The sequence below is a fragment of the Streptomyces sp. NPDC054872 genome (assembly GCF_053610705.1).
On record NZ_JBSGYY010000008.1, the window covers coordinates 144,602 to 169,127 of the forward strand.

Below are 24,526 nucleotides of genomic sequence, written 5' to 3' on the forward strand. Positions count from 1 at the left end.
CTGCGGGTTTTCCCACTCCGGGGGCCGTTGTCAGTGGGCTGCGGTAGCTTCCAAAGTGCCGGGACATTCGTGGCAGCCGCAGGGGTGGGTTGGGATGACGGACATCGCAGGGACGACGTCGGAACTGGACGTCACGCTGGAGAAGCACCGGGTCGAACTGACCGGGTACTGCTATCGCATGCTGGGCTCCGCCTTCGAGGCCGAGGACGCCGTGCAGGACACGATGGTCCGCGCCTGGCGGAGCTACGAGAAGTTCGAGGGCCGCTCCAGCCTCAGGTCGTGGCTGTACCGCATCGCGACGAACGTCTGCCTGGACATGCTGAACGCGGGCAACCGCCGGGCCCGCCCCATGGACCTGACCGCGGCGGCGCCGCTGGCCCAGGCCGCGCTCACCCCGCGCCCGGACAACGTATGGCTGGAGCCGATGCCCGACGCGCGCGTACTGCCCTCCGTCAGCGATCCCGCCGAGGCCGCCGTGGCGAAGGAGTCGGTGCGGCTCGCGTTCATCGCGGCCCTGCAGCAACTGCCGCCCAAGCAGCGGGCGGTGCTGATCCTGCGCGAGGTCCTCGCGTGGAAGGCCAGCGAGGCGGCCGAGCTCCTCGACACCTCGGTGGCCTCCGTCAACAGCGCGTTGCAGCGGGCGCGGGCGACGCTGGCCGAGAGGCCGGCCGACGACACCGCCACGTCCGACCCGCTGGACGAGGAGCAGCAGAAGCTCCTCGAGCGGTATGTGGCTGCGTTCGAGGGCTATGACATGGCGGCGCTGACGGCGCTGCTGCACGAAGACGCCATCATGACGATGCCCCCGTTCGACCTGTGGCTGCGCGGCACGGCCGACATCACCGGCTTCATGTCGACGATGGGCGCCTCCTGCGCCGACAGCCGGCTGCTCCCGGTCGACGTCAACGGCACGCCGGGCTTCGCCCACTACAAGCCCGACCCCGAAAAGGGCGGGTTCACGCCGTGGGCGGTTCAGGTCATCGAGATCTCAGAGGGGCGGATCGCGGGCTTCCACTGCTTCCTGGACACACCCCGGTGGTTCCCGCTGTTCGGCCTGCCGGTCCACCTCGACCTCAATGGGGAGCCCGACGAGGTGCAGTAGCTCGCGCAGGGCCGGGGCCGCGTTCCGTACGCGGATCCGGCCGCCGGCGCGGCGGGCGGTGAGCTGTAGGCGGGCCAGGGCGTCTATTGCCGCCAGGACGGGCGGGCCTACGCCTGCGGCGTCGCATACGAGGACGTCCGCATCGGTCGCTTGCAGCGTGGCGCGGGCTTCCTCGCAGAGACGGTGCGTCGCCTCTCGGTCGAGGGTGCCGGTGAGGGTCAGGTCTGGCTGTGGGTTGGGGTTCACGTTGGGATGACTGGGCTGAGGGCCGGAACTCATCGGTAGGTCCGCCGGTTCGCCTGCGGCGAGCTTTTCCAACCCCGCCCCTTCCCGAAAACCCGCTCCGGCGCGGGGGCCTTGCGTGCCGTTGATCACCAGCTTCGCCGAGTTTGTCCTCAAGCGCCGGACGGGCTATTTCCAGCCCGTCCGGCGTTTGAGGACATCTTGTCGGGGGTCCAGGGGGCGAAGCCCCCCTGGTTTCGGGAAGGGGCGGGGTTGGGGAAAAGAAACCCCTACGCGATGCGGTCCAGCACGATCGGCGTCGCCGCGAAGCCCGTGCCCTCCGGGGCGATGTCGAAGGAGCCCTGCACCGCCTGCAAGGCGTACTCGAAGCGCTCCGGAGTATCCGTGTGCAGGGTCATGAGCGGCTCCCCGGCGCGGACCTGAGCGCCCGGCTTCGCGTGCAGCTCCACACCCGCCCCCGCCTGCACCACGTCCTCCTTGCGCGCACGCCCCGCGCCCAGGCGCCACGCGGCGACGCCGACGTCGTACGCGTCGAGGCGGGTCAGGACGCCGGAGGACGGCGCCGTCACGACGTGCGTCTCCCGGGCCACCGGGAGGGTCGCGTCGGGGTCGCCGCCCTGGGCGGAGATCATCCGGCGCCACACGTCCATGGCCGACCCGTCGGCCAGCGCCTTCGCCGGGTCGACGTCACGCAGACCCGCCGCGTCCAGCATCTCCCGCGCAAGGGCGAGGGTCAGCTCGACCACGTCCGCCGGGCCACCGCCCGCGAGGACCTCCACCGACTCACGGACCTCGAGCGCGTTGCCCGCCGTCAGGCCAAGGGGCGTGGACATGTCCGTGAGCAGGGCCACCGTGCGGACGCCGTGGTCCGTGCCGAGGCCCACCATCGTGGACGCCAGTTCCCTCGCGTCCTCCAGCGTCTTCATGAACGCGCCCGTGCCGACCTTCACGTCCAGGACGAGCGAGCCCGTGCCCTCGGCGATCTTCTTCGACATGATCGAGGAGGCGATGAGCGGGATGGCCTCCACCGTTCCCGTCACGTCCCGCAGCGCGTACAGCTTCTTATCGGCCGGGGCGAGGCCGTCGCCCGCCGCGCAGATCACGGAACCCACACCGTCGAGGACCGACAGCATCTCCTCGTTCGAGAGGAGGGCGCGCCAGCCCGGGATGGACTCCAGCTTGTCCAGGGTGCCGCCGGTGTGGCCGAGGCCCCGGCCGGAAAGCTGCGGCACCGCCGCGCCACACGCGGCGACCAGCGGGGCGAGCGGCAGCGTGATCTTGTCGCCGACACCGCCCGTGGAGTGCTTGTCGGCGGTCGGGCGGGACAGGGACGAGAAGTCCATGCGCTCGCCGCTCGCGATCATCGCGGCGGTCCAGCGGGCGATCTCGCCGCGGTTCATGCCGTTCAGCAGGATCGCCATGGCCAGGGCCGACATCTGCTCGTCGGCCACCACTCCGCGTGTGTAGGCGTCGATGACCCAGTCGATCTGCTCGCCGCTCAGCTCGCCGCGGTCCCGCTTCGTACGAATCACGGAGATGACGTCCATGGCATAACCCCTCTTTGCGCCTTAAAACGGTGAGGCGACTCTACGCGCATAGAGCCGCGAGATGAAGGCGGCCCCCACCCGTCGCACAGCAACAGGCAGGGGCCGTACGTCAGTTGAGGTGCTGCGGGCCGAACGGGTCCGGCAGCATCTCCCCCAGGGTCCTGACACCCGCGGCCGTCTCCAGGAGGAGCGTCGGGCCGCCGAACTCGTAGAGCAGCTGGCGGCAGCGGCCGCACGGCATCAGGATCTCGCCCTTGGCGTCGACGCAGGTGAAGTGCGTCAGACGGCCGCCTCCGGTGAGCTGGAGCTGCGAGACCAGGCCGCACTCGGCGCACAGGCCGAGGCCGTACGACGCGTTCTCCACGTTGCAGCCCGACACCGTGCGGCCGTCGTCCACGAGGGCCGCGGCACCGACCGGGAAGCCTGAGTAGGGCGCGTACGCACGGGACATGGCCTCGCGCGCAGCATCCCGCAGCGCGTCCCAGTCGGTCTCGGTCACGTTCCTTGTCCCTTTCGGTAGGGCTGTCCGTCCGCCTTCGGCATCCGCAGCCGCTGGGCGGAGAGCGAGAGCACGAGCAGCGTGACGACGTACGGCGTCGCGGTGACAACCTGGTTCGGCACCTCGTCGGTCAAGCCGTACCACGCGAACATCAGCGCCGAGACGGCCGCGGTGATCGCCGCGGGGACGTAACGCTTGCGCCATACGAGGTAGGCCGCGCCGATGACCAGCAGGATCGCGAGCAGCAGGAGCAGTGCGTGCACGTTCGTGCCGCCGCCCCGGAGCTTCAGGCTGTCGGTGTAACCGAACAGGCCGGCACCGAGCGCGAGTCCGCCGGGCATCCAGTTGCCGAAGATCATGGCGGCGAGGCCGATGTAGCCGCGCCCGCCGGTCTGGCCCTCCAGGTAGATGTTGGAGGCGACCAGGGAGAGGAAGGCGCCGCCCAGACCCGCCAGACCACCGGAGATGACCACGGCGAGGTACTTGTACTTGTAGACGTTGACGCCGAGGGACTCGGCGGCCACCGGGTTCTCGCCGCAGGAGCGCAGGCGCAGACCGAACGAGGTGCGCCACAGGACCCACCAGCTCAGCGGCACCATCGCGATGGCGATGACGGTGAGCGGCGACAGGTTCGTGAACAGACCGCCGAGCAGGCCCGCGATGTCCGAGACGAGGAACCAGTGCTTCTCGTTCAGGTCCTGCAGCCAGTCGGAGAGGCCCGGCACGGAGAACTCACCGAGCGAGTCCACCGGCGGCGACTGCTTCGACGTACCGCCCTCCTTGCCCTCGAAGGCGAAGGTGGAGAGGTAGCGGGTGACGCCCAGGGCGAGGATGTTGATGGCCACACCGGAGACGATGTGGTTGACGTTGAAGGTGACCGTGACGATCGCGTGCAGCAGACCACCGAGCGCGCCGCCGAGGATGCCGAACAGGATGCCGACCCACGGGCCCCACTGGTAACCGGCGAACGCGCCGAACCAGGTGCCGAGGATGAGCATGCCCTCCAGGCCGATGTTGACCACGCCCGCGCGCTCGGCCCACAGACCGCCGAGGCCCGCGAGGCCGATCGGCACGGCGAGCCGCAGCGCGGTCGACATCTGGCCGGTGGAGGTGATGCCGTTCGCGTCGGTGATGAGCCGGACCACGGACGTCAGGACGAGCACGCCCGCGATGATCAGGAGGAGGACGGGGAGCGATATGCGGCGGCGGCCCGGCGCGGGCTGCTTGGCCGGGGGCTTGGCTACGGTTGCCGAGCTCATCGGGCAGCCACCTCCTTCACGGTGTCGTTGTTGCCGTTGTTGCGGGCCGCGGCGGCCAGTTCCTCACCGACGCGGCGCTGCTGACGCTTGAGGCCCCAACGGCGTACGGCCTCGTACGAGACGACGACCGCGATCACGATGAGGCCCTGCATGATCACCGCGATCTCCTTGTCGTACGCGACCGGGGTCGCGTAGTCGAGGGCGGGCGACGCCTTGTCGAGGAAGGCCCAGAGCAGCGAGGCGAACGCGATGCCGACCGGGTTGTTGCGGCCGAGCAGGGCGATGCCGATACCGGTGAAGCCGAGCCCCGCGGGGAAGCTGAGGCTGTAGGTGTGGGTGTCGCCGAGCAGGATCGGCATGCCGGCGAGGCCCGCGACCGCGCCGGAGATCAGCATCGCGCTGAGCACCATGCGCTTGGCGTTCACGCCGGAGGCCGCGGCGGCCGACGTGGAGGCGCCGGTGGCGCGCAGGTCGAAGCCGAAGCGGGTGCGGTTGAGGATCACCCAGTACAGGACGCCCGCGAGCGCGGCGATGATCACGAAGCCGTAGATCTCGCCGGACTCGCCCATGCTGATGCCGGGGAACCAGCCGGACTCGTGCATCTCGCCGGTGGTCTGGTTGTTGCCGACCGGGACACCGAAGTTGTCGGTGAGGGTCATGTAGCCGATGACGCTCGTCGCGATGGCGTTGAGCATGATCGTCGCGACGACCTCGCTGACCCCGCGGGTGGTCTTCAGGATGCCCGCGATGCCCGCCCAGAAGGCGCCGGTGAGCATGGCGACCAGCATCAGGAGCGGGATCTGCAGCGGGGCCGGGAGCGCCACGTGCGCGCCGACCACCGCGGTGGTCATCGCGGCGAGGCGGTACTGGCCGTCCACGCCGATGTTGAACAGGTTCATGCGGAAGCCGACGGCCACCGCGAGCGCCGCCAGGTAGTACATCCCGGCCTGGTTGATGGTCAGGACCTGGACGTCGGAGTAGCTGATCTGCTCCAGCATCAGCGCGTACGGCTCGATCGGGTTCTTGCCCGAGGCGAGCAGCACGACCGAGGTCAGCGCCACGGCCACGACGAGCGCGATGACCGGTCCGGCCACCGCGAGGAGCACCCGCTCCTTGTCGAACTTCTTCATCGGGCCTCGTCCTCCGAAGTCTCGGCAGAGCCCTCTTCGGGGTCTTCTTCTACGTGTTCGAGGTGGCCGGAGGCGGCACCCGTCATGGCCGAACCGAGCTCCTCCGGCGTGATGGTGGCCGGATCGGCGTCGGCGACGAGCCGTCCGCGGTAGATCACGCGGAGGGTGTCGGAGAGGCCGATCAGCTCGTCCAGGTCCGCGGAGATCAGCAGGACGGCGAGTCCCTCGCGCCGGGCCTCGCGGATCTGGTCCCAGATCTGGGCCTGCGCGCCGACGTCCACACCGCGGGTGGGGTGCGCGGCGATCAGGAAGCGCGGCTTGTGGCTCATCTCGCGGCCGACGATCAGCTTCTGCTGGTTGCCGCCGGAGAGCGAGGCCGCCGTGACGTCGATGCCGGGCGTACGGACGTCGTACTGCTCGACGATGCGCCGGGTGTCGGCCTGCGCGCCCTTGGGGTCGAGCCAGAAACCGCCCTTGCCGCGCGAGTTGGGCTTCTCGGTGACGTGACCGAGGATGCGGTTCTCCCAGAGCGGCGACTCCAGGAGGAGGCCGTGGCGGTGGCGGTCCTCGGGGATGTAGCCGACGCCCTGCTCGCGACGGTGGCGCGTGGCGAGGTCCGTGATGTCCTTGCCCGCCATGCGGATGACGCCGGAGTCGGCGTGCTTCAGGCCGATCAGCGCGTCGATCAGCTCGGTCTGGCCGTTGCCCTCCACACCCGCGAGGCCGAGGACCTCGCCCTCGTGGATGGTGAAGGAGATGTCGTCGAGGAGGGCGCGGCCCGACTCGCCGTCGGCGAGCAGCTTGAGCTCCTCGACCTCGATCATCGCCCGGTCGGTGACCGTCGACTCGGCCGTCTCCGGGGTGGGCAGCTCGCTGCCCACCATCAGCTCGGCGAGCTGGCGCGGGGTCGTCTCGGAGGGAATCGCCGTGCCCACCGTCGTGCCGCGCCGGATGACGGTGATGTCGTCGGCGACGGACAGGACTTCGCCCAGCTTGTGGGAGATGAAGATGACGGACAGACCCTCGGACTTCAGCTCGCGCAGGTTGTCGAAGAGCGCGTCGACCTCCTGCGGCACGAGGACCGCGGTCGGCTCGTCCAGGATCAGCGTCGTGGCGCCGCGGTAGAGGACCTTGAGGATCTCCACGCGCTGCCGGTCGGCGACGCCGAGGTCCTCGACCATGGCGTCGGGGCGCACCCCGAGGCCGTACCGGTCGGATATCTCCGCGATCTCGCGGCGGGCGGCGGCGCCGATGCCGTGCAGCTTCTCGCTGCCGAGAACGATGTTCTCCAGGACCGTGAGCTGGTCGGCGAGCATGAAGTGCTGGTGGACCATGCCGATGCCACGCGCGATGGCGTCGGCGGGGCTGGAGAAGGTCACCTGGCTGCCGTCGACGGAGATGGTGCCCTCGTCCGGCTTCTGCATGCCGTAGAGGATCTTCATCAGGGTCGACTTGCCCGCGCCGTTCTCGCCGACGAGGGCGTGCACGGTGCCCTTGCGGACGATCAGGCGGATGTCGTGGTTGGCCACCACGCCCGGGAAGCGCTTGGTGATGCCGGTGAGTTCAACGGCGACGGCCTGGGCGATGGTCTGGCCCTTGTCGGGACTGGTGGACGCGTCGATGGCGCACTCTCCTCGGGAATCCTCAGGAAAGGGGCCACCTACGCGCGTAGCGCCCCTGGTTCGACGGGAGTTGGGCAGTGGGCCGCGCGAACGGGGCGCGGGGGAAACCATCGTCCCCCACACCCCGTTCCGCGACCATCACGCTGTTGTTACGGCTGCGGCGACCGATGTCGAGGTGGTCGCCGCAGCTGTCGGCACTGCGGTCGTTACGGCGTCGCCTTGACCTTGATCTTGCCGCCGATGATGCCCTCTTCGGCCTTCTTCAGGGCAGCCTGGAGGTCGGCGTTCTTCTTGAACTCGGGGTTCGAGTCGGCGAGCGCGACGCCACCGGACTTGAGGTCGGCGCGGACGACGCCGCCCTCGGCGTTGTCGTCGGCGACGGACTTCGCCAGGTTGTAGACCGAACCGGCGACGTCCTTCGTCGCGGAGGTCAGGATGTACTTCTTGTACTTGGCGAGCGCGTCCTGCTTGTACTGGTCGGAATCGACGCCGATCGCCCAGACCTTCTTGGCGGCGGCGGCCTCGATGACGCCCTGACCGGAGAGACCGGCGGCGTGGTAGACCACGTCGGCGCCGTCCTCGATCTGGCCCTGCGCGGCGGTCTTGCCCTTGTCGGGGCTGGTGAAGCCGCCGTCCTCGGCCTTCTCCGTCAGGTACTGCTTGACGACCTTGACCTTGGGGTTCGTGTCCTTGACGCCCTGCGTGAAGCCGGCCTCAAACTTGTGGATGAGGGGCACGTCCACGCCGCCGACGAAGCCGACGGTCTTGCTCTTGGTCGTCTTGGCGGCGGTGACGCCCGCGAGGTACGAGGCCTCCTGCTCGCTGAAGACCAGGTCGGCGACGTTCTTGGCCTTGACCGTCTCGTCGTCGACGATGCCGAAGGTGACCTTCGGGAACTTGGCGGAGACTTCCTTGACCGCGGGGGCGTAGGCGTAACCGACGCCGATCACCGGGTTGTAGCCCTGCTTGGCCAGCTGGGTGAGGCGCTGGGCCTTGTCGGCGTCGGACTCGCCGTCGTTCGGCTCGACGGCCTTCTTGCCGATCTTCAGGTCCTTGGCGGCCTTGTCCATGCCGGCGGTCGCGGCGTCGTTGAAGGACTGGTCGCCCTTGCCGCCGACGTCGTACGCGATGGCGACGCCCTTGCTCTTGCCGTCGCTCTTGGAGCCTGCGGCGTCGCTGGACGTGCCGCCGCAAGCGGTGGCGGAGACGGCGAGTGCGGCGGTGGCTACACCCGCTGCGGCGATTCGGGAAACCCGGCGCATAGAGAGGAACTCCTTATGTACAAGCAAGCACAAGCACGTACGAGCGCCTCACCTGGCGCTGATTTCGCCGCAGCGTAACGCGCGTAGACCTGACATAAGAACCCTTCTGTCCCGTCCGTTATCGAGCTGTGGCCGCGAGGTTGCGGGAGCATGTACGCGCTGTGGGGCGCCCCTCACCGCACGGGACGCCCCACCTGTCGCTGTCCGGCTCGAACGGGCCGGCCTGCCGTCTTCCGCGGTCCTGCTACGGAGTGGTCTTGACCGTGACCTTGCCGCTGATGATGTCCTTCTCGGCCTTCTCCACGGCGGCGACCACGTCCTTCATCGCCGTGTACTTCGGGTTGCTGTCGGCGAAGCCGACGCGGCCCGACTTCAGGTCGTAGCGCTGCTCGCCCGTGATCGGCTTGCCCTCGACGACCGACTTCGTGAGGTCGTAGACGGCGCCGCCGACGTCCTTGAGCGCCGAGCCGAGGATGTAGTCCTTCTGCTTGGCCAGGGCCTTCTGCTTGTACTGGTCGGAGTCGACGCCGATCGCCCACACCTTCTGCGAGCCGGCCTCCTGGATCACGCCCTGCCCGGAGAGCCCCGCCGCGTGGTACAGCACGTCGGCGCCCGACTCGATCTGGCCGCTTGCCGCGTTCTGCCCCTTGTCGGGACTGCTGAAGCCGCCGTCCTCGGGCTTCTCGGTCAGATACTGCTTCTCGACCTTGACCTTGGGGTTCGTGTCCTTGACGCCCTGCACGAAGCCGGCCTCGAACTTGTGGATGAGCGGGATGTCCACGCCGCCGATGAAGCCGACGTGATCGGCCTTGGTCGCCTTGGCCGCCGCGACGCCCGCCAGATACGAGCCCTGCTCCTCGTGGAAGACCAGATCGGCGACGTTGTCGGCCTTCACGGTGTTGTCGTCGATGATCCCGAAGGTGGTCTTCGGGAACTTCGCCGCCACCTCCTTGATCGCGGGGGCGTAGATGTAGCCGACGCCGACGACCGGGTTGTAGCCCTGCTTGGCCAGCTGCTCGATCCGCTGCACCTTGTCGGCACTGGACTCGCCGTCGCCCGGCTCCATGTCCACGCCGCCGATCTTGAAGTCCTTGCGGGCCTTCGCGTATCCGGCGTAGGCGGCGTCGTTGAAGGACTGGTCGCCCTGGCCGCCGATGTCGTACGCGAGGCCGATGCCCTTGTCCGAGTACTTCGACGATCCGGCGGACTTGTCGTCCTTTCCGTCCTCCTCCGATGCCTCGTTGCTGGTCTTGCCGCACGCTGAGGCCGCGAGGGCGAGGGACGCCACCACGACGGCCACCTGGGAGAGCCTCGACCCCCGGGTTCCACGGAACTCCCGGGTTCCACAAGATCCTCGACGAAGACGCATAGGACGCACCCCTTACGTTCCCCAAAGCACCCTTGAAGGGCCTGATTTCGGCGCACAGTAACGCGCGTAGAAAGGGAGGGGAACGGGGTTTCGCACTGCCGTTACCTATTCGTGCCGAGGGCCGGTTACGTCCGGATGAACGGGTCCGCCGTAACCGGCCGATAGCGGCGCTTCCTACCGGGCCCCGTCGAGCAGCGCGGCGGCGGTGAACATCTCGACGCCCACCGTGATCGCCGACTCGTCCGCGTCGAAGTCGCCCTGGTGGAGGTCGCGGACGGTGCGCTCGCCCGGCGTACGCACGCCGAGGCGGGCCATGGCGCCCGGCACGTGCTCCAGATACCAGGAGAAGTCCTCGCCGCCCAGGCTCTGTTCGGTGTCCTCCACCGAGTGCGGACCGAGCCGGAGCTCCATGGCCTCCCTCAACAGGTCCGTCACGTCCGGGTCGTTGACGACGGGCGGCACCCCACGGATGTAGTTGACCTCGGACTTGGCGCGGTACAGGTCGGCGATCTCCTGGATGGCGCCGTGCACCAGGTCGGGCGCCTTCCGCCAGGCGGCCAGGTCCAGGCAGCGGACGGTGCCGGAGAGTTCGGCGTGCTGCGGGATGACGTTGCAGGCGTGCCCGGACTCGATGCGCCCCCAGGTCACCGCGAGCCCCGAACGGGCGTCGATGCGCCGGGCGACCAGCGCGGGAACCTCGGTGACGACCTTGGCGGCGGCGGTCACGAGGTCGGTGGTCAGGTGGGGCCGCGCGGTGTGCCCCCCGGCCCCGTCGAGTGACACCTCCAGCCGGTCACACGCGGAGGTGATCGCGCCGTGCCGCAGCCCGATCTTCCCCGCGTCGACCCGGGGATCGCAGTGCACGCCGATGATGCGCCCCACCCCTTCGAGCACACCCGACTCGATGGCATCGGGCGCACCGCCGGGCAGGACCTCCTCGGCGGGCTGGAAGATCAGGCGCACGGGCTGCGGCAGTTGCCCCCGCTTCGCGAGCTCGGCGAGGACGAGCCCCGCCCCGAGCACGACGGTGGTGTGCACGTCGTGCCCGCAGGCATGGGCGCGGTCGGGCACGGTGGAGCGGTACGGGGCTGTGAGCTTGGTGTCGGGGATGGGCAGCGCGTCGATGTCGGCGCGCAGGGCGAGCATGGGGCGGCGCCCGCCGCGTTCGCCTTCCGCCCCCTGTTCGGCTCCTTCCCCCACTTCGCGGGTTCCGATGTCACAGACGAGTCCCGTGCCGATGGCGAGTACGCGGGGTTCGAGACCCGCGCGTTCGAGCCGGGCCTTGAGGGCCGCGGTGGTGCGGAACTCCTGGTTTCCGAGCTCGGGGTGCATGTGCAAGTCGCGGCGGAAGTCGATGAGTTCGGCGCGCAGGTCGTCCGGGAGCGCACCGGGGAGTACCGCTTCCCCGGGGGCACCCTCCGCCGTTTCCCCGGGCAGATCGGCCCCGGACCCTCGCTCGGACTCTCGTGACATCAGTTGGTTCACCCTCTGAAGGGTAGGGCGGCGTGGGGGCCAACTGACCCACGATCAACAAAAGTTCAGCCCGATAGGGTAAGAAAAAGTGGCCGCGTGGCGCATGACGGCTAGTTGAGCTGGGTAGGCTATTTGGCTTTTCGGGGATCTCCGCGGGAAGCTTTTCAGGGGTAAACCGCTGGTCACGGGCGGCTGAGTCGCACGTTGATCTGTGGGAGATACCCGCGATCCGCCCCGGATGCCGACGAGGCGGACGTCACGCCGTAGCCGCGACCCCGCGCGTCGTGGAGGTGGTCGAAGCCACCGAAGCCAGGCGGTGTACGTCACGTGCCGTTCCCGTCACGCCGGACAGGAAGCCCTGGGCCCTGGGCGAGGCGTTCTCCGTCAGCCAGGCCGGGTCGATGTCGCAGACCGCGACGCGGACCTCCGTGCCCGCAAGGGCCAGGGGCAGGGTGTGGACCACCGTTGACGGGAAGCTGAGGATCGTCCGGCCGATCGGGCCCCTGCGGGCGATCAGTTCGAGGGGGAGGTCGGGGCGGACCACCTGCAGGCCGGTCTCCACCGCGAGGCGGTGGAGTTTCTCGGAGCTTTCGCGGCGGTGGGCGAAGTAGCGCGTCGCGCCGTGCGCGCGGGACAAGGTGCGGACCGCCTCCAGATAGCGGTCCGGGTCCACCACGCCCGTCTCCACCAGCGACGTACCCACCAGGTCCGCGCCCTTCGAGACCCGCGGCGGGCCGAAGCGGTCCCGCGTCCAGGCGAAGGTGTTGGCCGTCACGACGACACCGTCCGGCGCCGAATCGATCGGCATGGAGGAGAAGACCTCCACCGTGCGCTTGCGGCCGGGCGTCAGGCGGCGGCGGGCGGAGGACGAGATCGGGGCGAAGGCGATGTCGCGCGCGCCGGGGCGGCCGCCGCGGCGGTGCCAGCGCACCAGGCGTTCGCCCGCCGCGAGTTGGGAGATGAACTCCATCGTCGCCGTGCCGTCGTCCACGACCACCAGCGAGCGGGCCCGCGTGATCGTCAGGAGCAGTTGTACGTAGCGCGAGAACGGGTCGCCGATCACGATCCGGTCCGCGGCCCGCAGCGCGCCCGCCAGGCCGCCGATGGTCTGGAAGGGAGCAGCCGCGCCGCCGCGCGCCTCCTCCCAGCGGACGTTCAGGCCCTCGTCCCGGGCCAGCTGGGCCATGCGGCGCAGCTGGCCCCGGGTCATGGGGTCGTTCGGGGAGAGGACGACGACGGTGAGCCCCCCGGCCGCCGGGCCGGTGGCCCCTGCCGAATGCGCCCACTCGAGGACGTTGAGGAGCTGCACAGGGCTCTCTACGAACGCCAGGGTGGTGGGCGCCGCAGCAGTGGGGGCCGTCGGCCCGGGTCGGGGGCTCATCGTCGTATGACCGTGTCCTGTCCTTGTCGGGAGGGGGCCCGGTGAGGGGCCCCGGTAGGAGCGGGGGTGTCCGCTCAGACCGCGACCGGCTCGCGGTCAGCCGCGTCGGCCTCGGCGACGACGCCCGGGACGCGGCGCAGCTTCTTCATCGGGCCGAGCTCCGACTCGTAGACCTTCTTGACGCCGTCACCGAGGGAGGCCTCGATGGTGCGGATGTCACGGACGAGGCGCGTGAGGCCCTGGGGCTCCACGGACGCGGCCTGGTCCGAGCCCCACATGGCGCGGTCGAGGGTGATGTGGCGCTCGACGAAGGTGGCGCCGAGCGCGACCGCGGCGAGCGTGGTCTGCAGGCCCGTCTCGTGGCCGGAGTAGCCGATCGGGACGTTGGGGTACTCGGCCTGGAGGGTGTTGATGACGCGGAGGTTGAGCTCCTCCGCCTGCGCCGGGTACGTCGACGTGGCGTGGCACATCAGGATGTTGTCCGAGCCGAGGACCTCGACCGCGTGGCGGATCTGCTTCGGGGTCGACATGCCGGTCGAGAGGATGACCGTGCGGCCCGTGGCGCGCAGGGCGCGCAGCAGCTCGTCGTCCGTGAGGGAGGCCGATGCGACCTTGTGGGCCGGGAGGTCGAACTTCTCCAGGAAGGCGACGGCCTCGGTGTCCCACGGGGACGCGAACCAGTCGATGCCGCGCTTCTTGCAGTGCTCGGTGATGGCCTGGTACTCGGACTCGCCGAACTCCACGCGGTGGCGGTAGTCGATGTACGTCATCCGGCCCCAGGGGGTGTCGCGCTCGATGTCCCACTGGTCGCGCGGGGTGCAGATCTCCGGGGTGCGCTTCTGGAACTTGACCGCGTCGCAGCCCGCGTCGGCGGCCACGTCGATCAGGGCGAGGGCGTTGTCGAGCTCGCCGTTGTGGTTGATGCCGATCTCGCCGGTGATGTAGACGGGCTGACCGGGTCCGGCCGTCTTCGAACCGAAGGTGCGCAGACGGGAGTTGGAGATCGTAGAGCTCATGGCAGGAACTTTCCTTACTTGTTGAGGGAGGGGCCGAGGATCCATGCGGCGATCTCTCGGATCGCGCCGTCACCACCGGGGAGAGCGGTGACCGCGCGTGCGGCGCCGCGCACGACGTCGTGGGCGCTCGCGACCGCCACGGGCCAGCCGACAAGGCCGAAGCACGGGAGGTCATTGACGTCGTTGCCGACGTAGAGCACGCGCTCGGGAGCGATGCCCTGCTCCTCGCACCACTGCTTGAGTGCGAGGTCCTTGCGGTCGATGCCGTGCAGGACGGGAAGCCGCAGCTTCCGGGCCCGCGCGGCGACGACCGGGTTCTTCTCCGTGGACAGGATCAGCAGCGGGATGCCCGCGTCACGCAGGGCGGCGATGCCGAGGCCGTCCCCGCGGTGCACGGAGACGAACTCCCGTCCTTCGGAGTCGATCAGCACCCTGTCGTCCGTCTGGGTGCCGTCGAAGTCGAGTACGACCGCGTCGATGTCGTCGCGGGTGGGAAGGGCGTCGGCCCGGCCGGTGTCGAAGAGCGGCGCGAGCGCCCTGGCACGGGCGAGGTCGTGCGGGTCGTCGATCTCCAGGACGCGCGCGGGGTCCGTGCGGACCAGCTCCGTGCGGCCGAAGAAGCGGTGCTTGTGCTCGCGGAAGCCGGCCACGTCCATGGCGTAGACCGCGCCGGTCTCCAGGAGGTCCTGGGGGCGGTCCTGGCGGCGCGGGCGGAAGGACTTGTCGTGGTTGACGCCGTAGCCGCCGTCGGTGGCCGTGGAGCTCGCCACCTTCGTGGTGCCGCCCATCTCGCCGGTGCGGCGCGCGTCCAGGGCCTTGGGCTCGTCGTCGGCGTCGCGCCACACGAAGCCGTGGAAGGGCGCGACGGTCAGCGCGGTGTCCGCGCCGCCGTCGACGATCGAGCCGACCACGCCGTCGACGTCCTCGCGGACGATGAAGGGGCTGGTGCACTGCACGAGCAGGACGACGTCCACGGAGGTGTCGTGCAGCGCCTCGTGGGCGTCCATGGCGTGCAGGACGGCGGCCTCGCTGGTCGCGGTGTCCCCCGCGATCGCCGCGGGCCGCAGGACCACCTCGGCGCCGGCCGAGCGCGCGGCCTCGGCGATCACGTGGTCGTCCGTGGAGACGACGACGTCCGTGACGAGCCGCGCGGCCAGGCACTCGCGGATGGCGCGCGCCACCAGGGGCACACCGCCGACCGGGGCGAGGTTCTTGGCGGGCACGCCCTTGGAACCGCCGCGAGCCGGGATGACGGCGAGGACACGGCGCGATGGCGCGCTCCCTGGGGCGGGGTGGGACATGGGGGCTCCTTGAGAGGGGTGGGGTATCACGGCTCGCCCGCGGTTCACAGCTCGCCCATCCGCCGGATGACGGGGGCCACGCGCTGCACCCCGTGCCGGTAGGCGCCGCGTGCCGCGCTGCGGACGGCCTGGCGCACGGGGCCGGGCTCGCGGTCAGCGGCGGGCGCGCCGGGAAGCGGGGCGCCGTCCGGGCCGAGGTGGTGGCGGGCCAGGATGCCGGGGAGGTAGCCGGGGGCGGTGATGAGGCTGTAGTACGGGGCGATCGGCGGCAGTGCGGGCCGCGCGAGAAGCTCCGTGACGCGCTCGCGGGCCGCGTCGAAGGCCGTGGCGTACGTCCCGTCGGGCGCGACGCCCTGCCGTGCGACCCACTCCGGAGCGGCCTCGGGGCTGTGCCCCGCGTCGATCTCGTCCCAGGACGTCAGGCATCCGGAGCCGACGAAGTGGTGGTTGCCGAGCGCCTCGCGCACCCCGAGGTCGGTGAGGACCGCGGTGGGGATGCGGCGGTGCAGGGATTCGAGCGCGGCGGTGGAGCTGACCGTGACGAGCAGGTCGGTGCGGTCCAGGACCTCGCCCATGTTTCCGTACACGAGACGGCAGTTGGGCGGCAGGTCCTCGCCCTTGGCGAGCTTCTGGTAGGGCAGTTCCTCGATGTGCGTGGTGTGTTCGCCGGGCTTGCTGCGCAGCTTAATCAGGACCTCGCGGTCCGGGTGGAGCCGTGCGTGCTGGACCATGCGGCGCAGCAGGTACGTCCGGTGTGCGCGGCTGTCGGGCACGGAGGGCTGCGCGGCGAAGACGACCGTGTACGGGTCGTGCTTCTCGTATGCCGCACCGCCGAGGAACGGCAGCGCGCTCTCCACCACGCCCGACGCGTCGGCGCCCACTCCCTCGTACACGGCGCGGAAACGTTCCGCGTCCTGGCGGGAGTTGGCGAGGACGACGTCCGCGCCGTGCCGCAGGAGCAGGCCGTCGGCGAGCTTCTCGTAGACGACGCCGACATAGCCGGTGACGACGACGGGGCGCCGCTTCAGGGACACCGCCGTACGGGCGAGCCCGTGAAGGACCGCCTGGACCGCGCCGCCCACGAGGGCGAGCACGATCACGTCGGGCGCGTCGCGCTCCACCTCGCGCAGGAATTCGACGGCGGTGACCTCACGGAGCGAGTCCGCGCGCACCCCGACCTCTTCGAGCTGCCGGACGGTGGGCGTGGCCCGGCCTCTCAGGAGGCGTCCATCGAGGCGCATGTCCGCTGCCTCACCCGAATCCGCTCCCTCGCCGGCGAGGCGGCTCGCGGTGAGCGCGCCCCATTTCCACCGGGTGTCGGAGTCGGCGAGCACGGTGATCCGTGTCGTCCCGCTGTTGCTTACTGGCACAGCCAAGACGCTAGGAAGGCATTCCGATTGGCGGCCCAACTCAGGTGCAACAAACGGTTAACAGCGCGCCGACGAATGGCGAATCGGCCCGGGAAAACGCCGGTCAGCAGGCGGGTTAACCATTCCGCCATGCGTCGTTCACCTGGCATCTCACCTTCGGTCAAGACGAATGCCGGGCCGACACCTAACGTCACCCACGTGGTTAAGCTCTCCGTCATCGTGCCGTTCTACAACGTGCAGCAATACGCGCCCGACACCTTGAGGAGTCTGCGGGCGAACGCACGCGAAGACTTCGAATTCATTCTCGTCGACGACTGTTCGAAGGACGAGACTCCAGAGATCCTGGAGCGTGCCGCGCGCGAGCTGCCCGGTGCCGTCCATCTCCGACATGAGACGAACGGCGGTCTGGCGACCGCCCGCAACACGGGCCTTGACGCGGCGCGCGGCGAGTACCTCACCTTCCTGGACGGTGACGACTGGCTCGCCCCTGGTTATTACGCGCAACTCGTCGCCACCATTGAGCAGTTGGGCTGTGACTTCGTGCGTACCGACCATGTGCAGTGCACCGCTCGGGCCCGCAGCATCCACCGTGTCCCGCACGGCAGACGCGGTGTCGTCATGCCGCCGCGGGACGTCATCCTGCCCGCCGACCGGTCGACGTCCGTCGACTACGCGTACGCCTGGGCGGGCATCTACCACCGGCGCCTGGCCGACCAGGGCCTGCTGCACTTCACGGACGGTCTGCGCACCGCGGAGGACCGGCCGTGGATCTGGCGCCTGCACCGCGAGGCGGAATCGTTCGCCGCGGTGGGACTTCTCGGCGTGTTCTACCGGCGCGGGGTCGCCTCGTCACTGACACAGATCGGCGACGTACGACAGCTCGATTTCATCCGGGCATTCGACCAGGTGGTCCGGGAAACAGCGGCGGACCGCGACGCGGACAAACTCCTGCCGAAGGCCGTCCGTACTTACTGCGCGATCATTTCCCACCATCTGGGATCCATCGAAAGGTTCGAGCCACAAGTGGCGCGGAAATTGAAGTCACTGAGTGCGGCCGCCCTGAAGCGGATGCCGCAGGGCGTTCTCGACGACGCCCTCGACTCCATGGACATACAGCGGGCGACCCGCCTTCGCCGGCTGCGCCGGCGCCCGGTGTCGGCGGAGGTGGCCGCGTAATGGCGACGACGCAGATCTTCCTCGCGTCCACGCTGTACGGCACCGCGACGCTGGCCGCCGCGATCGACGCGGACCGCTTCGGTCCGGCCGACCGGCGGCTGCTGCTCGTCAGCAACAACGCCGCGACGCCGGAGACCACGGTCGCGGTGGACGAGATGCCGGGTTTTGAACGCCTGCGGGACCGGTTCGACGACGTACGGTCCTGGAACGAGGCCATCTCCCCCTTCCACCCGGGCGGTTGGGCCCCCCGGGGGGACGACATCCCCATGTGGGAGCGGTACATCCGGCTCCTGTGGGACCTCGGTGACGACGACATCGAGCTGGCCGTCGAGTCGATCCAGGTCAATCCCGCCCTGGCCCTGACGCAGATCTTCACGGGCGCGCCCGTGGACGTGTACGCGGACGGCCTGATGAGCTACGGCCCCACCCGCAACAAGATCGACCCGCTGGTCGGCACGCGCGTGCGCCGCCTGCTGCACCTGGACCTGGTGCCGGGCCTGACCCCGCTGCTCCTGACCGAGTTCGACGTCGAGCCGGAGATCGTGCCGACCGACGCGTTCGTGAAGGTGCTCGACCGCCTCGCCGACGGCGACGCGGGGACCGCGGACGTCCCGGACATCGCCGAACCCGCCCTGCTCCTCGGCCAGTACCTCTCCGCCCTCGGCATCCTCACCGCCGAGGAAGAGGAGGAGCTGCACGTACGCATGGTGCGCGGCGCCGCCGAACTCGGCCACACGCGCGCGGTGTTCAAGCCGCATCCGACGGCCCCGGCCCGCTGGTCGCGCATGCTGGAGAAGGAGGCGGAGGCGATCGGCGTGGAGCTGACCGTCCTGGACTCGCCGGTCCTCGCCGAGGTCCTGTACCAGCGGATGCGTCCCGCGCTCGTCATCGGCTGCTTCTCCACCGCGCTGCTCACGGCGTCCGCGCTCTACGGCCTGCCGGTCGCCCGCACCGGCACGGACACCCTCCTGGAGCGGCTCGCGCCCTACCAGAACAGCAACCGCGTCCCGGTCACCATCGTGGACGCGCTGATCCCGGACCTCGCCGACAAGAGCGCGGTCACCGGACGGCAGCCCGGCATGCCGGTCACCGGCCTGGGTGAGCTGCTCGTCGCCGTCGGCTTCGCCATGCAGCCGCAGATCTACCCGCGCCGCCGCCAGGACGCCGAGCGGTACCTCTCGACGCACCTGACCCCGCACACCTGGCGCTACTTCAAGCGGCGCCGCCTCACCGCCCTCGCCCTGCCCGGAGCGCTGCCCACGCAGCTCTCGTTCATCCCGCGCAACGCGGCCGTCCGCCGGGTCGCGCGCCGCGCCCGCTCGGTCCAGCGCACCATCAAGCGGACCGCACTCGGATGACCTCTCCCGCCACCACGCTCCCGAAGGAATCCTCGGGGGCGGACACTCTCGCGCTCACGATCGCGACTCCCACCGTCCGGCGTGCGCGCCCCCGCCTCAGGGCCCTGGACGGGCTGCGGCTCGTCGCGGCCCTGATGGTCGCCGCCTATCACTACGGCGGACGGGACGGCGAGATCAGCGAGGCCTGGGGAAGCTCACCGCAGCTTCAGTTCCCCACGGCGCACAACTGGTTCGCGTACGGCTGCCTCGGCGTCCAGATCTTCTTCGTGATCAGCGGCTTCGTGATCTGCATGAGCGGCTGGGGCCGTCCGCTGCGCGCGTTCTTCGCCTCACGTGCCTCGCGGCTGCTGCCCTCCTACTGGGCCGCGATCATCCTGGTGACGGCGGTCTTCGCGCTGCCCGTCGTGACGTACGAGGCGGTCTCGCCGAGCGACGCCCTGGTCAACCTGACCATGCTGCAGCAACCGCTGGGCGTGGACCGGGTGTTGGGGGTGTGCTGGACGCTCTGGGCCGAGCTGCGCTTCTACGCGCTCTTCGCGCTCTGCGTCGTCATGCCGGGCGCGAACCGGGCCCGCGTGATCCTGTTCTGCGCGGTGTGGACCCTGGCCGCGGTCATCGCGGAGGGGGCGAACGAGCCGCTGCTCGACCTCGTCCTCATGCCCGAGTACGCCCCCTTCTTCATCGGCGGCATCGGCATCTACCTCGTGCACCGGGACCGCGGGGACCTGACGGCGTGGGGCATCGTGGGGGTGAGCTGGCTGATCGGCCAGCACTACGCGGTGGACCGCCTCTGGCACGCGCCGAACCCGGACTTCTTCTCCTACCGCACGTCCTTCGGCATCATCGCGGTCGTGACGGCGGGCTTCGCCGCGGTCCTGCTCATCGCGCTCGGCGCGCTGCACCGGGTCGACTGGAAGTGGCTGACGGTGGCGGGCGCCCTGACGTACCCGTTCTACCTGGTGCACGAGCACCTGGGCTGGGTGGCGGTGGGCGCGCTGCACCGGGGGCTCGGCCTGCCCGCGTACGCGACGCTCGGTCTGACCGTCGCGGCGATGCTGCTGCTCGCGTGGCTGCTGAACCGTTTCGTCGAGGAGCGGCTCACGCCGCTGATCCGCAACGGGCTCATGACCCGGAAGTGACTCCGTCCGCGGCGGTGCCGGCGGAGCCGTCCGCCGACACCGCGCGGGCCACGTCCATGGCCTCGTCCATGACGGCCCCGGCCTCTCCTATGGCGTCCGCCAGTTCCTGGACCAGCCGTTCCAACGTCTCGCCTTCATCCATGGGGCAAGACTAGGCCCCCGGTGCGCACGGCATCGCGGCCCCGGCCAGTCGGAGAAAGTCGACGACTTGAAGAAAGTCGACCGGGACAGTTGACCTCAACAAAACTTGAGGTTCTACCTTCTGGGCATGGACACTTTCACGTACTCCCACAGCGACGAAGACCTCATCAACCAGCCCATCGGCTACTGGGCATCGGCCACGGGCGACGCCGTCGTCCACCACATCCGCACCATGCTCGCCGAGGCAGGCCTCACCCAGCCCCAGTGGTGGGTCCTGAACCAGCTGCTCACGAGCGACGACCGCGAGCGCACGGAGATCGTGGGAATCCTGCGCGGCTACCTCGACGTGGGCGACGGCAAGCTGCACCACGACATCGACGCCCTGCGCGACCGGGGCCTCCTGGCCGAGGAGGCCGACGGCCGGATCCGCATCACCGACGAGGGCCGCACCCTGCGGGAGAACGCCGCCGCGCGTCAGCGGAAGCTGCGCGCGGAGATCCACGAGGGCATCCCGGAGGAGGAGTACATCCGTACCCTCAAGGTCCTCCAGCGCATGATCCACAACGTGGGAGGTGAGGCCTGGCACCACTGAGCGCCGCTCAGTGGCAGCCGGCCCTCAGCACTCACCCACCGGCGAGCGACAGCTTCGCCGCGAAACCGAGGAACAGCGCGCCCGCCGCCGAAGTGGCTCCAGCCGAGAGCCGCTTGCGGCGGCGGAAGGCGGCCGACAGCTTGGTGCCGCTGAAGATCAGGGCGGTCAGGTAGAGAACGCTCGCCACCTGGGCGAGGACGCCGAGCACGAGGAACGAGAGCGCCGGATAGGCGTAGCCCGGATCGACGAACTGAACGAAGAAGGCGATGAAGAAGAGGATGGCCTTCGGATTCAGGAGGCTGATCACCAGCGCCCTGCGGAACGGCCGCTCGGCAGCACCTTCCTGAGCCTGCGCGCCCGCCTCGGTCACCGGCTGCCGCCGCTCCCGCCACAGCCCCCACGCGGCCCGCAGCATCCCGATCGCGAGCCAGGTCAGATAGCCGGCACCGGCGTACTTCACGATCCCGAACAGCAGCGCGTTGGCCTGCAGCAGGGAGGCCACACCGGCCGCGGACAGCGTCATCAGGACGGCGTCACCGCACCAGACGCCCGCGGCGGCGGTATAGCCGGTGCGTACGCCGCGGCGCGCGGCGACGGACAGCACGTACAGCGAGTTCGGCCCCGGCAGCAGAATGATCAGGGCGAGGCCCGCGAGATAGGTCGGAAGATCGGTGACACCCAGCATGGGGCGGAGTCTCGCACGGGCGTACGACATGAGGAACGCGGTGTCCGCACATCGGACACCACACCTCCTGTGACATGGCTCGGAAGACAGCCGTGCGTCAGACGCAGGACGGAAGACAGAGCCGTGCGTCAGAAGACGTCCGAGGGCTCGTACGCCCCCCACACCTCCCGCAGCGCGTCGCACACCTCGCCCACCGTCGCCCGCGCCCGCAGCGCGTCCTTCATCGGGTGGAGGACGTTGGCCTCCCCCTTGGCCGCCTCCTGGAGCGACGAGAGTGCCGCGTCCACCGCGGCCTGGTCCCGCTCCGCCCGCAACTTCGCGAGGCGGGCCGCCTGCTGGGCCTCGATGGCGGGGTCGACACGGAGGGGTTCGTACGGCTCCTCCGCGTCCAACTGGAAGCGGTTGACGCCGACCACGACGCGCTCGCCGGAGTCGGTCTCCTGGGCGATGCGGTAGGCGCTGCGCTCGATCTCGTTCTTCTGGAAGCCGTGCTCGATGGCGGCGACCGCGCCGCCCATGTCCTCGACGCGCTCCATGAGTCCGAGGGTCGCTGCCTCCATGTCGTCCGTCATCTTCTCGACGACGTACGACCCGGCGAACGGGTCGACCGTGGCGGTCACGTCCGTCTCGTACGCCAGGACCTGCTGGGTGCGCAGGGCCAGGCGCGCGCTCTTGTCGGTCGGCAGCGCGATCGCCTCGTCGAAGGAGTTCGTGTGCAGGGACTGGGTGCCGCCGAGGACCGCGCCGAGGCCCTGCACCGCGACCCGGACCAGGTTCACCTCGGGCTGCTGGGCGGTGAGCTGGACCCCGGCCGTCTGCGTGTGGAAGCGCAGCATCAGGGACTTCGGGTTCTGCGCGCCGAACTCGTCGCGCATCACGCGGGCCCAGATCCTGCGCGCGGCACGGAACTTGGCGACCTCCTCCAGGAACGTCGTACGCGCCACGAAGAAGAAGGAGAGCCGGGGGGCGAAGTCGTCCACGTCCATGCCCGCGGCGACCGCCGTACGGACGTACTCGATGCCGTCGGCGAGGGTGAAGGCGATCTCCTGCGCGGGCGTCGCGCCCGCCTCGGCCATGTGATAGCCGGAGATGGAGATGGTGTTCCAGCGCGGGATCTCGGCCCGGCAGTACTTGAAGATGTCCGCGATCAGGCGCAGCGACGGCTTGGGCGGGAAGATGTACGTGCCGCGGGCGATGTACTCCTTCAGGATGTCGTTCTGGATCGTGCCGGTGAGCTCGCCCGCCTCGATCCCCTGTTCCTCGGCGACCAGTTGGTACATCAGGAGCAGCAGGGCGGCCGGGGCGTTGATCGTCATCGATGTCGACACCTTGTCCAGCGGGATGCCGCCGAACAGGATCCGCATGTCGTCGATCGAGTCGATCGCGACACCCACCTTGCCGACCTCGCCCGAGGCGATGGGGGCGTCCGAGTCGTGGCCCATCTGCGTCGGCAGGTCGAAGGCGACCGACAGGCCCGTCGTGCCGTTCTCGATGAGCTGCTTGTAGCGGGCGTTGGACTCGACGGCCGTACCGAAGCCGGCGTACTGGCGCATCGTCCAGGGGCGGCCGGTGTACATCGACGGATAGACCCCGCGCGTGTACGGATACGCGCCGGGGGCGCCCAGCTTCGTCGCGGGATCCCAGCCGTCCAGGGCCTCGGGGCCGTACACGGGCTCGACGGGCAGTCCGGACTCCGACTCACGCGCCATCGCTCTGTGCCTCCTGCCAGAGATCCTTCGTTACTTCTCCGGTATAGCGGTCATCCACCAGCATGCGGCAACGTTCAGGAGTGGTCACTCACCGGGAACACTCTCGGTGAGTCTGTCGATCGGTAGAGCGATGACGGGGGTCATTGTGCGCAAAGGTGCGATAGCCGTGGGGGCCGTGGTGACGGTCGCCCTGGTGGCCGGTTGCAAGGCGCAGGCCGTCGACTCGGACGGGAAGGCGCAACCGGTCCGGATCTCTCCCACGAAGACGGACGCGGGCGGTCAGGACGGGACGTCCAAGAGACCGGAGCGGGCCTCGACCCCGAAGGCACCCCCGAAGACGCCCCCGAGGACCCTGCTGGCCCCGGGACAGCGCGGTGACCAGGTGCGGGAGCTGCAGGCCAGGCTCCGCATGGTCGCCTGGCTCTACGAGGACCCCTCGGGCACGTACGGCTCCGCCACGGTCACCGCGGTCAAGGGGTTCCAGGAGAAGCGCGGGCTGCCCGCCACGGGCACGACCGACACGGTCACCTGGCAGAGGCTGCTCGCCATGACGCACGAGCCGTCGAAGTACGAGCTCTACTCCGGGGGCGGCATCCCGGCGTCGAAGCCCGCCAAGGCCTGCATGACCGGTCGTGTCCTGTGCATCAGCAAGGAGAGCCGCACGCTGACCTGGATGATCGACGGCCGGAAGGTCTCGACGATGGACGTGCGCTTCGGCTCGCAGGGCACGCCCACCCGCGAGGGCACGTTCACCGTCTACTGGAAGTCCCGCCACCACGTCTCGACGCTGTACGACTCGTCCATGCCGTACGCGTTGTTCTTCAGCGGCGGCCAGGCCGTGCACTACTCGACGGACTTCGCGGCGACCGGCTACAACGGCGCTTCGCACGGCTGTGTGAACGTACGGGACGAGCAGAAGATCGCGAGCCTGTACGCGCAGGTGAAGAAGGGCGACAAGGTCGTCGTCTACAAGTGATCGAGCCGGTCGACCGCGGGGGCCGAATACCTCGGCCGCGGGGGCTGCTGAACACGAGTGATTAATCAGCGTGGGCGGGATCGGGGGAACGTCTCCCGCCCACGCTGGTGGCACTGAGCCAAAGGTACGGGGGGAACCCCTGGCTCGTGCGCGGGCCGATGACCAGTCGGCTCACT

Annotated in this window: 22 protein-coding genes; 6 read left to right on the plus strand and 16 right to left on the minus strand. The window is 69.8% G+C overall.

Features of this window, described 5'->3' with window-relative positions; all coding sequences use genetic code 11:
* Window positions 1-94: 94 nt before the first annotated feature.
* Window positions 95-1,102 (plus strand): sigma-70 family RNA polymerase sigma factor, encoded by a 1,008-nt coding sequence (locus tag ACWGIH_RS12590; protein ID WP_453448088.1) that lies wholly within the window; start codon window positions 95-97, stop codon window positions 1,100-1,102.
* Here the strand turns inward: ACWGIH_RS12590 and ACWGIH_RS12595 are convergent.
* The 13 genes from ACWGIH_RS12595 to ACWGIH_RS12655 form a co-directional block, all read right to left on the minus strand.
* On the minus strand, window positions 989-1,381 hold the full coding sequence (locus ACWGIH_RS12595; RefSeq protein ID WP_453448087.1) for an STAS domain-containing protein: 393 nt from the start codon (window positions 1,379-1,381) through the stop codon (window positions 989-991). The two genes, ACWGIH_RS12590 and ACWGIH_RS12595, sit on opposite strands and share 114 nt — an antisense overlap.
* A 233-nt stretch (window positions 1,382-1,614) precedes the next feature.
* A complete protein-coding gene (locus tag ACWGIH_RS12600) occupies window positions 1,615-2,892 on the minus strand; it encodes a thymidine phosphorylase (RefSeq protein WP_453448086.1) in 1,278 nt (425 codons plus the stop codon).
* A gap of 109 nt (window positions 2,893-3,001) precedes the next feature.
* The gene (locus ACWGIH_RS12605; protein WP_453448085.1) at window positions 3,002-3,391 is read right to left on the minus strand and encodes a cytidine deaminase; all 390 of its coding nucleotides are present in this window, start codon (window positions 3,389-3,391) and stop codon (window positions 3,002-3,004) included.
* Window positions 3,388-4,650 carry an ABC transporter permease gene (locus ACWGIH_RS12610; RefSeq protein WP_453448084.1) on the minus strand — a complete coding sequence of 421 codons (1,263 nt, stop codon included), beginning with the start codon at window positions 4,648-4,650 and terminating at the stop codon, window positions 3,388-3,390. Before ACWGIH_RS12610 ends, ACWGIH_RS12605 begins: the two co-directional genes overlap by 4 nt.
* A complete protein-coding gene (locus tag ACWGIH_RS12615) occupies window positions 4,647-5,780 on the minus strand; it encodes an ABC transporter permease (protein WP_453448083.1) in 1,134 nt (377 codons plus the stop codon). Before ACWGIH_RS12615 ends, ACWGIH_RS12610 begins: the two co-directional genes overlap by 4 nt.
* Window positions 5,777-7,513, minus strand: a complete 1,737-nt coding sequence (locus ACWGIH_RS12620) for an ABC transporter ATP-binding protein (RefSeq protein WP_453448082.1) — start codon at window positions 7,511-7,513, stop codon at window positions 5,777-5,779. Before ACWGIH_RS12620 ends, ACWGIH_RS12615 begins: the two co-directional genes overlap by 4 nt.
* Before the next feature lie 95 nt (window positions 7,514-7,608).
* Window positions 7,609-8,664, minus strand: a complete 1,056-nt coding sequence (locus ACWGIH_RS12625; RefSeq protein WP_453448081.1) for a BMP family lipoprotein — start codon at window positions 8,662-8,664, stop codon at window positions 7,609-7,611.
* 244 nt (window positions 8,665-8,908) lie between these two features.
* A complete protein-coding gene (locus ACWGIH_RS12630) occupies window positions 8,909-10,033 on the minus strand; it encodes a BMP family lipoprotein (protein WP_453448080.1) in 1,125 nt (374 codons plus the stop codon).
* Between the two features lie 174 nt (window positions 10,034-10,207).
* Entirely contained in the window at window positions 10,208-11,506 is a 1,299-nt protein-coding gene (locus ACWGIH_RS12635; protein WP_453448079.1) for a M20 family metallopeptidase, read from the minus strand.
* 256 nt (window positions 11,507-11,762) lie between these two features.
* On the minus strand, window positions 11,763-12,887 hold the full coding sequence (locus tag ACWGIH_RS12640) for a hypothetical protein (protein ID WP_453448078.1): 1,125 nt from the start codon (window positions 12,885-12,887) through the stop codon (window positions 11,763-11,765).
* A 74-nt stretch (window positions 12,888-12,961) separates the two neighbouring features.
* Complete coding sequence (locus ACWGIH_RS12645; protein WP_453448110.1) at window positions 12,962-13,891, minus strand: N-acetylneuraminate synthase family protein; 930 nt, start codon at window positions 13,889-13,891, stop codon at window positions 12,962-12,964.
* 26 nt (window positions 13,892-13,917) lie between these two features.
* Window positions 13,918-15,204, minus strand: a complete 1,287-nt coding sequence (locus ACWGIH_RS12650) for a cytidylyltransferase domain-containing protein (RefSeq protein ID WP_453448077.1) — start codon at window positions 15,202-15,204, stop codon at window positions 13,918-13,920.
* A gap of 44 nt (window positions 15,205-15,248) precedes the next feature.
* Window positions 15,249-16,574: a DUF6716 putative glycosyltransferase gene (locus ACWGIH_RS12655; protein ID WP_453448076.1), complete on the minus strand. Its 1,326-nt coding sequence runs from the start codon at window positions 16,572-16,574 to the stop codon at window positions 15,249-15,251.
* Between the two features lie 198 nt (window positions 16,575-16,772).
* Here ACWGIH_RS12655 and ACWGIH_RS12660 point away from each other — a divergent pair, with 198 nt between their 5' ends.
* Genes ACWGIH_RS12660 through ACWGIH_RS12670 form a run of 3 tightly spaced genes read left to right on the plus strand, consistent with a single transcriptional unit; the run spans window position 16,773 to window position 20,247 of the window.
* The gene (locus ACWGIH_RS12660; protein WP_453448075.1) at window positions 16,773-17,750 is read left to right on the plus strand and encodes a glycosyltransferase family 2 protein; all 978 of its coding nucleotides are present in this window, start codon (window positions 16,773-16,775) and stop codon (window positions 17,748-17,750) included.
* On the plus strand, window positions 17,750-19,108 hold the full coding sequence (locus tag ACWGIH_RS12665) for an alpha-2,8-polysialyltransferase family protein (protein ID WP_453448074.1): 1,359 nt from the start codon (window positions 17,750-17,752) through the stop codon (window positions 19,106-19,108). Before ACWGIH_RS12660 ends, ACWGIH_RS12665 begins: the two co-directional genes overlap by 1 nt.
* Window positions 19,105-20,247, plus strand: a complete 1,143-nt coding sequence (locus ACWGIH_RS12670) for an acyltransferase family protein (RefSeq protein ID WP_453448073.1) — start codon at window positions 19,105-19,107, stop codon at window positions 20,245-20,247. The genes ACWGIH_RS12665 and ACWGIH_RS12670 overlap by 4 nt, the downstream gene beginning before the upstream one ends.
* Here ACWGIH_RS12670 and ACWGIH_RS12675 read toward each other — a convergent pair.
* Complete coding sequence (locus ACWGIH_RS12675) at window positions 20,231-20,389, minus strand: hypothetical protein (protein WP_453448072.1); 159 nt, start codon at window positions 20,387-20,389, stop codon at window positions 20,231-20,233. The two genes, ACWGIH_RS12670 and ACWGIH_RS12675, sit on opposite strands and share 17 nt — an antisense overlap.
* 126 nt (window positions 20,390-20,515) lie before the next feature.
* On the opposite strand from ACWGIH_RS12675, the gene ACWGIH_RS12680 reads away from it, so the two are divergent.
* The gene (locus tag ACWGIH_RS12680; RefSeq protein ID WP_453448071.1) at window positions 20,516-20,980 is read left to right on the plus strand and encodes a MarR family winged helix-turn-helix transcriptional regulator; all 465 of its coding nucleotides are present in this window, start codon (window positions 20,516-20,518) and stop codon (window positions 20,978-20,980) included.
* Window positions 20,981-21,011: 31 nt separating this feature from the next.
* On the opposite strand, the gene leuE is transcribed toward ACWGIH_RS12680, so the two are convergent.
* Together leuE and ACWGIH_RS12690 are read right to left on the minus strand one after the other, a co-directional pair.
* Complete coding sequence (gene leuE / locus ACWGIH_RS12685) at window positions 21,012-21,665, minus strand: leucine efflux protein LeuE (RefSeq protein WP_453448070.1); 654 nt, start codon at window positions 21,663-21,665, stop codon at window positions 21,012-21,014.
* Window positions 21,666-21,793: 128 nt separating this feature from the next.
* Window positions 21,794-23,374: an acyl-CoA mutase large subunit family protein gene (locus ACWGIH_RS12690; RefSeq protein ID WP_453448069.1), complete on the minus strand. Its 1,581-nt coding sequence runs from the start codon at window positions 23,372-23,374 to the stop codon at window positions 21,794-21,796.
* A 130-nt stretch (window positions 23,375-23,504) separates the two neighbouring features.
* On the opposite strand from ACWGIH_RS12690, the gene ACWGIH_RS12695 reads away from it, so the two are divergent.
* On the plus strand, window positions 23,505-24,350 hold the full coding sequence (locus ACWGIH_RS12695; protein WP_453448068.1) for a L,D-transpeptidase family protein: 846 nt from the start codon (window positions 23,505-23,507) through the stop codon (window positions 24,348-24,350).
* Window positions 24,351-24,526: the final 176 nt, after the last annotated feature.